Annotated in this window: 9 protein-coding genes; 6 read left to right on the plus strand and 3 right to left on the minus strand. The window is 62.0% G+C overall.

What is annotated here, in order from left to right; translation table 11 throughout:
* Window positions 1–367 precede the first annotated feature (367 nt).
* Both AYM40_RS00255 and AYM40_RS00260 read left to right on the plus strand, forming a co-directional pair.
* On the plus strand, window positions 368–2,236 hold the full coding sequence (locus AYM40_RS00255) for a phosphoenolpyruvate carboxykinase (GTP) (RefSeq protein ID WP_063494450.1): 1,869 nt from the start codon (window positions 368–370) through the stop codon (window positions 2,234–2,236).
* 342 nt (window positions 2,237–2,578) lie between these two features.
* Window positions 2,579–3,676, plus strand: coding sequence for a LysR family transcriptional regulator (locus AYM40_RS00260; protein ID WP_063494451.1), 1,098 nt, complete (start codon window positions 2,579–2,581; stop codon window positions 3,674–3,676).
* Window positions 3,677–3,825: 149 nt separating this feature from the next.
* Here AYM40_RS00260 and AYM40_RS00265 read toward each other — a convergent pair whose 3' ends face one another.
* From AYM40_RS00265 to dprA, 3 genes are all read right to left on the minus strand, one after another.
* On the minus strand, window positions 3,826–6,504 hold the full coding sequence (locus AYM40_RS00265) for a DNA topoisomerase III (RefSeq protein WP_063494452.1): 2,679 nt from the start codon (window positions 6,502–6,504) through the stop codon (window positions 3,826–3,828).
* A 248-nt stretch (window positions 6,505–6,752) separates the two neighbouring features.
* The gene (locus AYM40_RS00270; RefSeq protein ID WP_063494453.1) at window positions 6,753–7,130 is read right to left on the minus strand and encodes a thioredoxin family protein; all 378 of its coding nucleotides are present in this window, start codon (window positions 7,128–7,130) and stop codon (window positions 6,753–6,755) included.
* 89 nt (window positions 7,131–7,219) lie between these two features.
* Window positions 7,220–8,341 carry a DNA-processing protein DprA gene (gene dprA, locus AYM40_RS00275; protein WP_063494454.1) on the minus strand — a complete coding sequence of 374 codons (1,122 nt, stop codon included), beginning with the start codon at window positions 8,339–8,341 and terminating at the stop codon, window positions 7,220–7,222.
* A gap of 244 nt (window positions 8,342–8,585) precedes the next feature.
* Here dprA and def point away from each other — a divergent pair, with 244 nt between their 5' ends.
* The 4 genes from def (at window position 8,586) to htpX (ending at window position 11,822) form a co-directional block, all read left to right on the plus strand.
* Window positions 8,586–9,089: a peptide deformylase gene (gene def, locus AYM40_RS00280; RefSeq protein ID WP_063494455.1), complete on the plus strand. Its 504-nt coding sequence runs from the start codon at window positions 8,586–8,588 to the stop codon at window positions 9,087–9,089.
* Between the two features lie 31 nt (window positions 9,090–9,120).
* Window positions 9,121–10,107 carry a methionyl-tRNA formyltransferase gene (gene fmt, locus AYM40_RS00285; protein WP_063494456.1) on the plus strand — a complete coding sequence of 329 codons (987 nt, stop codon included), beginning with the start codon at window positions 9,121–9,123 and terminating at the stop codon, window positions 10,105–10,107.
* Between the two features lie 112 nt (window positions 10,108–10,219).
* The gene (locus AYM40_RS00290; protein ID WP_063494457.1) at window positions 10,220–10,861 is read left to right on the plus strand and encodes a LysE family translocator; all 642 of its coding nucleotides are present in this window, start codon (window positions 10,220–10,222) and stop codon (window positions 10,859–10,861) included.
* A 103-nt stretch (window positions 10,862–10,964) separates the two neighbouring features.
* On the plus strand, window positions 10,965–11,822 hold the full coding sequence (gene htpX / locus AYM40_RS00295; protein ID WP_063494458.1) for a zinc metalloprotease HtpX: 858 nt from the start codon (window positions 10,965–10,967) through the stop codon (window positions 11,820–11,822).
* The last annotated feature ends 19 nt before the right edge of the window (window positions 11,823–11,841 follow it).

Below are 11,841 nucleotides of genomic sequence, written 5' to 3' on the forward strand. Positions count from 1 at the left end.
TTGCAGCGCACCGTAGCGGTGCGGAACGGAGTGTTATGCTGACTGTCCCACCATGTGACCTAGGTCACATGCCGGTCTGGCTGGATACCTTAACGTAGAAGCTGCCGCGAAGAACGGCAGCCCCACGGCAAGGCCGATTGACATCGTTTTTAACAGTTTGTTGCGTGTTGAGGCAAGTCGCTTTACAGACGGTTGCAGACGACCGTCGGCGGACACCTCCGCGCAACATGCTGGGTGGCCCATGATGACCTGCACAATTGCGCGTCGGCATGTAGAAATGCCGGCGCGATGAATTGAACGCCTCTCGCATGCAGCGTCGCTGGGCTTGTACCGTTTTTCTATTGGCTTTCAAAACGGAGACAGGTCGATGAATCATCCCTCATTCGAAGGACAGCCCACTATCGAGGCGTCCGCAGGGGCACCCGAGTGGGTCAAACACCGAAAACTGATTGACTGGGTCCAGCGCGTTGCCGCCAAGACCAAACCCGATCGAATTGTCTGGTGCGACGGTTCGCAGGAAGAGTACGACCGCCTGTGTGCCCTGATGGTCGAAGCTGGCACCCTCAAGAAGCTCAATCCCGCCAAACGTCCCAATTCCTATCTCGCATGGTCGGATCCGTCGGACGTAGCGCGCGTCGAAGACCGCACGTTCATCTGCTCCAAGCGCCGTGAAGATGCCGGGCCAACCAACAACTGGATCGAACCGGCTGAGATGCGCTCGACGCTCGACGGTCTGTTCGACGGCGCCATGCGCGGCCGCACCATGTACGTGGTGCCGTTCTCGATGGGGCCGCTCGGTTCGCCGATCGCGCACATCGGCGTCGAGTTGAGCGACAGCCCCTATGTGGCCACCAACATGCGCATCATGACGCGCATGGGCCGCAAGGTGTACGAGGTGCTGGGCGAAGACGGCGAGTTCGTGCCGTGCGTGCATTCGGTCGGTGCGCCACTCGCGGCGGGCGCGAAAGACGTATCGTGGCCGTGCAACGACACCAAATACATTGTCCATTTCCCCGAATCGCGCGAAATCTGGAGCTACGGCTCGGGCTACGGCGGCAATGCGCTGCTTGGCAAGAAGTGCTTCGCGCTGCGCATTGCGTCGACGATGGGCCGCGACGAAGGCTGGCTCGCCGAACACATGCTGATTCTTGGCGTGACGTCGCCGCAAGGGCACAAACATCATGTCGCGGCGGCGTTTCCGTCGGCTTGCGGCAAGACCAATTTCGCCATGCTGATTCCGCCGGCAGGCCTGAACGGCTGGAAAATCTCCACGATCGGCGACGATATTGCCTGGATCAAGCCGGGTAAGGACGGCCGTCTGTACGCGATCAACCCGGAGGCGGGCTATTTCGGCGTGGCACCGGGCACGAGCGAAAAGACCAACTTCAACGCGATGGCCACGCTGAAGGAAAACGTCATCTTCACGAACGTCGCGCTGACCGACGACGGCGACGTCTGGTGGGAAGGCATGACCGACGAGCCGCCCGCTCACCTGATCGATTGGCAGGGCAAAGATTGGACGCCGGCAAGCGCGAAAGAGAGCGGCCGCAAGGCAGCGCATCCGAATGCGCGTTTCACGGCGCCGGCTTCGCAATGTCCGTCGATCGACGCCGACTGGGAGAACCCGGCGGGCGTCGCGATCGACGCGTTCATTTTTGGCGGTCGTCGTTCCACCACCGTGCCCCTCGTCACCGAAGCGCGCAACTGGGTCGAAGGTGTCTACATGGCGGCGACCATGGGCTCGGAAACAACCGCGGCGGCGGCGGGGCAGCAAGGCGTGGTGCGCCGCGACCCGTTCGCGATGCTGCCGTTCTGCGGTTACAACATGAGCGACTACTTCGGGCACTGGCTGAAAACCGGCGAGCGTCTCGAGAAGCTGAGCGCGAAGCTGCCGAAAATCTTCTGCGTCAACTGGTTCCGCAAGGGCGCGGACGGCAAGTTCGTCTGGCCGGGCTTCGGCGAGAACATGCGTGTGCTGGGCTGGATGGTCGGGCGCATTGAGGGCAACGCGCAAGGTGAAGAACACGCGTTCGGCGTGTCGCCGCACTATGAAGACATCGACTGGAGCGGCCTCGATTTCAGCCGCGAGCAATTCCAGCAGGTGATTTCTGTCGACGACGCAGCCTGGCGCGACGAACTCAAGCTGCACGCCGCGCTGTTTGACACATTGCAGCAAGGCCTGCCGCCGGCTTTGACTGAGGCAAAACGCGCGCTTGAGGGGAAACTCGCTGCCTGATTAGGTGAGTATTCACTTCGCATGAAAGCCGCCTTCGGGCGGCTTTTCGTTTCCGGTCCGACCCCGCATTGCGATCTTTTCTGATTTCGCAATGCTGAAGCGACCGTTGCATCTGTTCGAACAAAAAAGACAGTGCAAGCTGCGGCGCACTAGATTGTTACTCTTGTGGGAACAATCGAGGCTCCCGCCCTACACTGTGGAGCACACTGGCACAAATATCGACAATATTTCCGCTTTTGAGGGCAACTTCTGCACGATTTCGCGAGTCGTAGGAGAATTCGAAGTTCGCTTCACTGGTTTTCACTAATTGTCAGGAAGCAGTAACACGGCAGGAGTTGTCTTATGGATCATTTGCAGTCGATGCGAGTTTTCGTCAAAGTGGCGGATCTCGGCAGTTTTGCCCGCGCTGCAAGCGCGATGGATATTTCCAACGCAGTCGCCACCCGTCACGTTGCCGATCTCGAAGGCCGTCTTGGTACGCGGCTGCTCAATCGCACAACCCGCAGCTTGTCCCTGACCGAATCCGGTCAGGTTTATCTCGAGCGTGCGCGCCAGATTCTCGACGAACTGGAAGACGTCGAGCAGATGGTGGTCGCGCGCAATCACGAACCCGTCGGCACGTTGCGCATAGTCGCACCGGTCGTATTCGGGTTGCATAATCTCGCGCCCGTGCTGCAAACGTACGCGGAGCGCTATCCGAAAGTCATTCCCGATGTCACGCTGGTCGACCGTCAAGTCGATCTGGTCGAAGAAGGTTTCGACGTGGGCGTGGTGGTCACGCGGCAGATGCGCAGCGCGAGCATTGTCACGCGGCGGTTGACCACCGGTTGCATGACGGTGTGTGCGACGCCCGCGTATCTGGAAAAACACGGCACGCCCACGCGGCCCGAGCATTTGCTCAGGCACCCGTGCCTGAGCTTGCCGTCCGAGTATTGGGGCGACGAGCGTGTGTTCACGGGTTCGGAAGGCGAAGTCCGCGTGCGTCCATCCAACGTGATCGTGGCTAACAACACGGAAATGCTGCGGCAGTTCGCGTTGCTCGGCATGGGCATCGCGATTTTGCCGAGCTATCTGATCGGCCGCGACATGACGCGCGGCAGGCTCGTGCGTTTGCTTGGCGATTTCCGTTTGCCGCAGGTCGAGATCAACATCGCGTATCCGAGCCGCCGTCACTTGCCGGCAAAGGTGCGTACGTTTATCGATCATCTGGTCGAGCATTTCAGCCAGACGCCGAATAGTCTGCTCGGCGAGCAGTGGATCAAGGACGGCCTTGGCAGGCCTGCTACGCCCACGGCGCTCGATTCGGCGGATCCCATGCCACCGGAAGCGTTCGATGGCGCTGAGCCGCTGTCACGGCTGCTGGATAGCGAGTTATCGCCGGTGCCTAAGACTTTGGCAAAGACGAATCGTCCACGGCCCGCCGCGCTGTCGCCGCTGTAACGACCCGGGCGAGGGTGCCGGCAGCGCTTGAGGTCAGCGCAGTCTGGCCGACAAATAAAAAGGCGCAGTCACGAAAGTGACTGCGCCTTTTTTCAGGCAAGTTCGAAGCTGGCCGGAAGCTGAATACCCATCCGGCCCATGCGCCCGATTTACGAGCCCGTCTTGCGCGCGACCGTTTTCTTGGCCGGCGCCTTCTTGGCGGCAGCGGTCTTCTTCGCAGCCGCAGTCTTCGTAGCGGGTGCTTTCTTGGCCGCGACCTTCTTGGCGGGCACCGCCTTCACGGCGACCGGTGCATCTTCGTCATCCGACTCCGGCGCTGCCTTGGCCGCCGCCTTAGCCGCCGCGGTCTTGGCCGCCGTCTTGGCTGACGGCTCTTTCTTCTCGAATTCGAAGCCGATCTTGCCGTCGTTCTGCTTGACGAGGAACGCCTTGAAGTTGCGGCCGGTACGTGACGACTTGAAGTTCGTCAGCAGGTCGGTGCGCCCTTCCTCGAGCAATTTCGCCATCTGCTCACGCGCGATTTCCTGCTGCAGAATCACCTTGCCCGAGCGGAAGTCGCAAGTTTTCGGGTTTGCAACCGAGTTCTCGCAGACATAGCTCATGCCGTGTTCGAACACGCGGCCCTTGCACTTCGGGCACGCGCCGACCGCCTGCTGGTCGGAGAAGTCAGGCGGTTCGCCATCTTCGCCGCCCGAGTCCTGACCGAAGTCGAATTCGAGCTTGTAGTTCTTGATCTCGTCGTCGAGCGAGAGCTTCAAGATCGCCGAGAACGGGCGGCCCATCTTGCTGCGGAAACCCGACAGCGGTCCGATCGTCTTGTTCTGCAGGAGCTCTTCAACTTCCGGAATTTCGAACTGACGTCCGCCCGGAATCTTGGAGATCGAGAACTCGCACTTCGAGCACGCGAAGCGTCGGTAATTTTCCTTTACCTGACCGCCGCAATTCGGACACGGCGTCTGCAACGTCGCGTAATCGCCCGGGATCGTGTCGGAATCGTACTCTTTCGCGCGCTTGACGATGGTCTGCGTCATGCGGGCGATTTCCTGCATGAACGCGTCGCGCGGCAGGTTGCCACGTTCCATCTGCGAGAGCTTGTATTCCCACTCGCCGGTCAATTCCGGTGCGGTCAATTCCTTGACGCCGAGGCCGCGCAGCAGTGTCATCAACTGGAACGCCTTGGCGGTCGGAATCAGATCGCGGCCTTCGCGGATCAGATACTTTTCACCGAGCAGCCCTTCGATAATGGCGGCGCGCGTGGCCGGCGTGCCGAGACCCTTGGCAGCCATGGCTTCGCGCAATTCGTCGTCTTCGACGAGCTTGCCTGCGCCTTCCATTGCCGACAGCAAGGTCGCTTCGTTGTAACGTGCGGGCGGTTTCGTCACCAGTTGCTGGGCGGCGATCTTGTCCGTCTTGACCTTCTCGTCTTTTTGCACCGGCACGAGGTTCGCGTCTTCACCGCCGATTTCGCGGCCGTAGATCTGCAACCAGCCCGGTTCGACCAGTACCTTGCCTTCGGTCTTGAAGTGATGGCCGACCACTTCCGTGATCCGCGTCGTCACACGAAATTCGGCGGCCGGGAAGAATACCGACAGGAAGCGCTTCACCACCAGGTCGTAGAGCTTCTGTTCCGGTTCGGACAGATTCTTCGGCGCCTGCAGCGTGGGGATGATTGCGAAGTGGTCGCTGATCTTCGAGTTGTCGAAGATGCGCTTGTTCGGCTTCACCCAGCCCTTGTCCAATACCTGCTTGGCAAACGGGAGATAGTTGTTGCTCTCCTTGAGCATGCCCAGCGTTTCCTTGACCGTATCCATATAGTCTTCCGGCAACGCGCGTGCGTCGGTCCGGGGATAGGTCAGCACCTTGTGCTTTTCGTACAGCGCCTGAGCGAGGCCGAGTGTGTTCTTGGCCGAAAAGCCGAAGCGGCCGTTGGCTTCACGCTGCAAGCTGGTCAGGTCGAACAGCGCCGGCGACAGTTGCGTGGACGGCTTCGATTCTTCGGTCACCGTGCCGATCTGGCCACGGCAGGCCGCGACGATCGTCTCAGCCGCGGGCAGCGCCCACAGCCGCGAATCGCGTTTTTCCGGATCGAACTCGTCGCGCTTAAATTTCGGATCGAACCAGCGGCCCTCGTAGAAACCGGCCGCACAGACGAACTCCGCCTTCACTTCCCAATAATCGCGCGGCACGAAGCGGCGAATCTTTTCTTCGCGCTCGACGACGATCGACAGCGTCGGCGTCTGCACCCGGCCGACCGTGGTCAGGAAGAAGCCGCCGCCCTTGCTGTTGAACGCGGTCATGGCTCGCGTGCCGTTGATGCCGACCAGCCAGTCCGCTTCCGAGCGGCAGCGCGCTGCATCGGCGAGCGGCTGCATTTCCTCGTCGCTACGCAGACGGGCAAAGCCGTCGCGGATCGAGCCGGCTGTCATCGACTGAAGCCACAGGCGCTGTACTGGCTGCTTGGCTTTCGCGTGCTGCGCGATCAGGCGGAAAATCAGCTCGCCCTCGCGCCCCGCGTCACATGCGTTAATCAGGCGGTCGATGTCTTTACGCTTGAGCAGCTTGGTCAGCACCTTCAGGCGCGACTCGCTCTTGGCGATCGGATTCAGATCGAAATGCGGCGGAATGACGGGCAAGTTGGCGAAACTCCACTTGCCGCGTTTGACTTCATAGTCTTCGGGCGCGGCGATTTCCAGCAAGTGGCCGACTGCCGAGGAAAGGACGTAGTCGTCGCTTTCGTAGTATTCGTCATGCTTGGTAAAACCGCCCAAAGCGCGCGCGATGTCGTTCGCGACGGAAGGCTTTTCGGCGATGATCAGTGCTTTGGACATGACTCGATGTGAGGTTGGTAGATGCGGGTTGATGGCCTTGAGTGCGCTTAATTAGCGCGACCCTCGTTTGCGACCTTTGCGACCCAATAACGACCGCTTTATAGCACACGGCGCGAGAGCGGCGTGTCAAGTGCCATAAAAAGCGCGCCATGATAATTGCGTGCTCAGTAACTGGGCAAGCTGCGGAAAACGCGGCGTGTACCGCTTGCAACGCCCGTTCCGCAAGGTTCGGCGGCCGGTGGCCACGTTCACGCGGCGGCCAGCGCAGGCCGCAATTTGGGCGCGCCGCTGACGCCGGGCACGGCCGTCAGATCGGACAACATCCGCTCCACAATCGCCGCCTGCGGCAAAACCGTGCCAAAAAAACGTGTCGTTCCCGAGTCTTCGATCAGGATGGTCGGGAAATTTTCGACATCCAGATCGTCGAAGCGGTCCGCATGGGTTTCGATGTCGATCCATGCGAAACAGATCTCCGGATGCTTATCCGCCAGCCGGTCGAAGGCATCCCGATACTCACGGCAGGTCCCGCACCACTCCGCGCACAGGCAGGCAACGAACAGCGTGTCGGGTTCGTTGACGCGCTCGGCAATCCGGTCGTGGTCGGTGTCGAGATTCAGCGCGGGCATGATGGTTCCTTACGTACTTTTGTCAGGTGCTTTGGCGCGAATGTAGCATGGCCGATCCCGAATCGTGATCAACCCTGGTCAATGCGGGGTCAGCTGTGGGTCGTTCGCGTGAAGCGGCCGCCGGGCAGCGCGGTCACCTGGCCGGCGAGTTCGAGTTGCAGCAGCGTGTTTTGCAATGCCGCGCCCCCCATCTCGGTACGGGTGGCAAGAATTTCAAGCGTGGCGGGGGCATGGCCGAGTGCGTCGAGGAGTTGCAGCGCTTCGGCGCTCATGGCCGGCGGTGCTGTGGGCGAAGTAGGCGGTGCTACCGCCGGCTTGGCGAAGCCCAGTTCCTCCAGCACCTCATCGGGCGTTTCCACCAGCTTGGCGCCCTGCTTGATGATTCGATGACAACCGCGCGACAGAGGCGCGTGGATCGAGCCGGGCAATGCGAAGATATCGCGCCCCATTTCATTGGCGAGCCGAGCTGTGATCAGCGAGCCCGAGCGCATGGCGGCCTCGACGATCACAACTCCGCTGACGAGGCCTGCGATCAAGCGGTTACGCTGCGGAAAATTGGCGGCGCGCGCCGGCGTGCCCAGCGGCCATTCCGAAAGGATTGCACCTTGCGCCGCAATTTGCCGCGCCAGCGCGTGATGGGCGGCCGGATACACGAGGTCCGCGCCGGTGCCGATCACCGCCACCGTGCCACCGACACCTTCCAGCCCGCCCCGATGCGCGGCACCGTCGATACCCAGCGCCAGCCCCGACACGATCGTGACGCCGGCCTGCGAAAGCTCGCGCGCGAAGCGCTCCGTGTCTTCAACGCCTTGCGGTGTCGCGCTGCGGCTGCCCACCAGGGCGACCGCCCTCGTGTGCAGTCGATCCAGCCGGCCCTTTATATATAGCAGCGGCGGCGGATCGGGCATGGTCAGGAGCGCGGGTGGGTAGGCCGGGTCGTCGAGTGTCGCCACGTGGTTGCCGGGCAGCTCGCGCCATGCGATTACCGCCTCGAGTTGCGTGTCGAATTCCGGGCTGGGCGGTGCCAGCACAGCGCGCGCCGTAGTCTCGCCCGCGATCTCGGCAAGTGCCTCGGGTGATTGATTGAAAATCGCTTCCGGCAGTCCAAAAGCGCTCAGCAGTAAACGCAGCGCAGCGGGTTTCAGCCCCGGCGCGAGCGAAAGCCGCAGCCATGCGGCGAGTTCAATATCGGTTGCGGGCAAGGTACGCATTGAAAGTCGATCCTCCTATAGAGCCAGCGGGCAAGCGGGCGCCATGCTAAAATTTTCATCATCCGAAATAACCACAGCGCCGCGCCCACCCGCGCGGGCTCGTCGTTTAGCGCACGTGGCGCGTCGAATCGAACCGGTTCGACACCCTCTATCGTCTGCGTAACGCGATGCGCCCACAACCTGGCCGAATGGCCAACGCTAGCCTTCCACCGGTCAGCGGCGCCTACAAAACACACTCAAGATCATGGCTTTACTGAACATTCTCAATTACCCGGACAAGCGGCTGCACAAGATTGCGAAGCCGGTCGAAGTGGTCAACGACCGTATCCGCCGGCTCGTCGCCGACATGGCCGAAACGATGTATGCCGCGCCCGGCGTCGGCCTCGCGGCGACCCAGGTGGACGTGCATGAACGCGTGGTCGTGATCGACGTGTCGGAAACGCACGACGAACTGCTCGCTTTCATCAACCCGGAAATCATCTGGTCGAGCGACGAGAAGGAGGTGTCGGAAGAGGGCTGCCTCTCGGTGCCGGGCATTTACGACAATGTCGAGCGCGCCGAGAAAGTGCGCGTGCGGGCGCTGAACGAGAAGGGCGAAACCTTCGAGCTGGATTGCGAAGGGTTGCTGGCCGTGTGCATTCAGCACGAAATGGATCACCTGATGGGCCGCGTGTTCGTCGAGTACCTGTCGTCGCTGAAGCAGACGCGCATCAAGAGCAAGATGAAGAAGCTCGCCCACGCGATGTAATGCGCGTCCACCTCGCCTACCGCCCCCCTTCATGAGTCATTCGTTGCGCGTCATCTTCGCCGGTACGCCGGAGTTCGCCGCGGCCGCGCTGGCCGCGATCCACAGTGCCGGTTTTCCGGTGCCGCTCGTGCTGACCCAGCCCGACCGGCCTGCGGGACGCGGGATGAAACTGCAGGCAAGTCCGGTAAAGCGCTACGCACAGGAGCATGAGCTTGCCGTGGCGCAGCCGCCTTCGCTGCGCCGCACCGGCAAATATCCTGCTGAAGCCGTAGCTGCGATCGACCAGTTGCGCGCCACGCCCCACGACGTGATGGTGGTGGCTGCCTACGGCCTGATCCTGCCGCAGGAGGTGCTCGATATTCCGCGGCTGGGCTGCATCAACATTCACGCATCGTTGTTGCCGCGCTGGCGCGGCGCCGCGCCGATCCACCGCGCGATCGAGGCGGGCGACGCTGAAACCGGCATCACGTTGATGCAGATGGACGTCGGCCTCGACACCGGCGCGATGATCTCCGAAGCACGCACACCGATTTCCGCCGACGACACCACGGCCACCCTCCACGACCGTCTCGCACTAGACGGTGCGAGGCTGATCGTCGAAGCGCTGATCGAACTCGAGCGCAGCGGCAAGCTGGCGGCAACGCCGCAACCGGCGGATGGCGTGACTTACGCGGAAAAGATCGGCAAGCACGAGGCTGCGCTTGACTGGCGCAAGCCGGCCGCAGTTCTGGCGCGCCAGGTGCGCGCGTTCGACCCGTTCCCCGGTGGCGTGGGCACGCTGGAAGACGGCACGTCGATCAAAATCTGGGCGGCGGTCCCGGTCGAGGCGCAAGGCAGCAGCACGCCCGGCACGGTCGCCGACGTCTCCCCCGAAGGCGTCGTGGTTGCCTGTGGTGACGGCGCTTTGCGTCTCACTCAACTGCAAAAACCCGGCGGCAAGCGCTTGCCGGTGCGCGAATTCCTGGCCGGCGCGGCGCTGGCCGCGGGTCAGCGTTTCCAGCTTCCCGAAGCCAAATAACCGCCTTGCGCAACCCTGAACATCGTCCGTTCGGACGGTGTTCAAGGGCCCCGCCGCAAGCCTGCGGCGCGTTAGAATCCTCCATGCAACGGCCCGCGTTTAGAGGATCCCCATGTTTGGCATCACCCATTTCGAGTTTTTTGTCGTCGCGGTCTTTCTGCTGAACGTGACGCCCGGTCCCGACACGGCTTACATCGTCGGGCGCAGCGTCGCTCAGGGCCGGGGCGCAGGCCTGATGTCCGCGCTCGGCATCTCCGCCGGTTGCTGCGTTCATTCGCTTGCTTGCGCGTTCGGCTTGACGGCGCTGCTGGCCGCTTCGGCCGCTGCGTTCACGGTCATCAAGTTCGTCGGCGCCATTTATCTGATCTATCTCGGCGTGCGCCTGATTTTCGCCAAGCCGGAGGTAGACCAGGCGGTGGGCGAAGCGCGCGCGGCCGGCGCGCCGAAATCGTTGCGTCAGTTGTTCCTGCAAGGCTTCTGGACCAATGTGCTGAACCCCAAGGTCGTGCTGTTCTTCGTGTCGTTCTTTCCGCAATTCGTCACAACGGGCAGTGACCATAAGGCGCTGGCGTTCCTTACGCTCGGCGTGGTGTTCGTCGTGATGAGCATGATCTGGAACAGTTTTGTCGCGTGGATTGCCGGCAGCGTGACCCGCCGTTTCTCCGGCAAGCCGTCGGTGAAGAAGTGGCTGGACCGCGGCGTCGGCAGCGCGTTTGTCGGCTTGGGCATCAAGCTCGCCACCGCATCAAGATGATTGAATTTTCCTCACGCGCCCATATCTAACATTTCGCTTACAATCGGCCGCCGCGATCGTGCGGCGCAGATATGAACCCGCGTTAGGGCAAGGAGTTGCAGACATGTTCAATTGGGTCAAAACCGCGATGTTGATGGCCGCGATCACGGCCCTTTTCATCGTGATCGGCGGGATGATCGGCGGGTCGCGCGGCATGACGATCGCGCTCGTGATCGCGCTTGGGATGAATTTCTTTTCGTACTGGTTCTCGGACAAGATGGTCCTGCGCATGTACAACGCGCAGGAAGTCGACGAAAACAGTGCGCCGCAGTTCTACCGCATGGTGCGCGAACTCGCCACCCGCGCCAATCTGCCGATGCCGCGCGTCTACCTGATCAACGAAGACGCGCCGAACGCGTTCGCTACCGGCCGCAATCCGGAGCATGCGGCCGTCGCCGCCACCACCGGCATCTTGCGCGTGCTGTCCGAGCGCGAAATGCGCGGCGTGATGGCGCACGAACTGGCGCACGTGAAGCACCGCGACATCCTGATCTCCACGGTTTCGGCGACCATGGCGGGCGCCATTTCCGCACTGGCGAACTTCGCGATGTTCTTCGGCAGCCGCGACGAAAACGGCCGTCCCACGAACCCGATCGCGGGCATCGCTGTTGCGTTGCTCGCGCCGATTGCCGGTGCGCTGATTCAGATGGCGATCTCGCGTGCCCGTGAATTCGAAGCCGATCGTGGCGGCGCGCAGATTTCCGGCGATCCGCAGGCGCTCGCCGCGGCGCTCGACAAGATCCATCGCTACGCGAGCGGTATTCCGTTCCCTGCCGCCGAGCAGCATCCGGCCACCGCGCAGATGATGATGATGAATCCGCTGTCGGGCGGCGGCATCGCGAATCTGTTCTCGACGCACCCGGCCACCGAGGAGCGCATTGCGCGTTTGATGGAGATGGCGCGCACGGGGCGCTTCGAGTAGCGGTGCACTGAGCCAGCGT

Origin of the sequence: Paraburkholderia phytofirmans OLGA172, assembly GCF_001634365.1 — a bacterium.
Taxonomy (GTDB): Bacteria; Pseudomonadota; Gammaproteobacteria; order Burkholderiales; family Burkholderiaceae; genus Paraburkholderia.

Excerpts from the sequence above, each read along its gene's own strand:
- AYM40_RS00260 (WP_063494451.1), top strand. The coding sequence starts at position 2,579 with ATGGATCATTTGCAGTCGATGCGAGTTTTCGTCAAAGTGGCGGATCTC.
- AYM40_RS00270 (WP_063494453.1), bottom strand. The coding sequence starts at position 7,130 with ATGCCCGCGCTGAATCTCGACACCGACCACGACCGGATTGCCGAGCGC.
- def (WP_063494455.1), top strand. The coding sequence starts at position 8,586 with ATGGCTTTACTGAACATTCTCAATTACCCGGACAAGCGGCTGCACAAG.
- AYM40_RS00265 (WP_063494452.1), bottom strand. The coding sequence starts at position 6,504 with ATGTCCAAAGCACTGATCATCGCCGAAAAGCCTTCCGTCGCGAACGAC.
- fmt (WP_063494456.1), top strand. The coding sequence starts at position 9,121 with ATGAGTCATTCGTTGCGCGTCATCTTCGCCGGTACGCCGGAGTTCGCC.
- AYM40_RS00290 (WP_063494457.1), top strand. The coding sequence starts at position 10,220 with ATGTTTGGCATCACCCATTTCGAGTTTTTTGTCGTCGCGGTCTTTCTG.
- dprA (WP_063494454.1), bottom strand. The coding sequence starts at position 8,341 with ATGCGTACCTTGCCCGCAACCGATATTGAACTCGCCGCATGGCTGCGG.
- AYM40_RS00255 (WP_063494450.1), top strand. The coding sequence starts at position 368 with ATGAATCATCCCTCATTCGAAGGACAGCCCACTATCGAGGCGTCCGCA.
- htpX (WP_063494458.1), top strand. The coding sequence starts at position 10,965 with ATGTTCAATTGGGTCAAAACCGCGATGTTGATGGCCGCGATCACGGCC.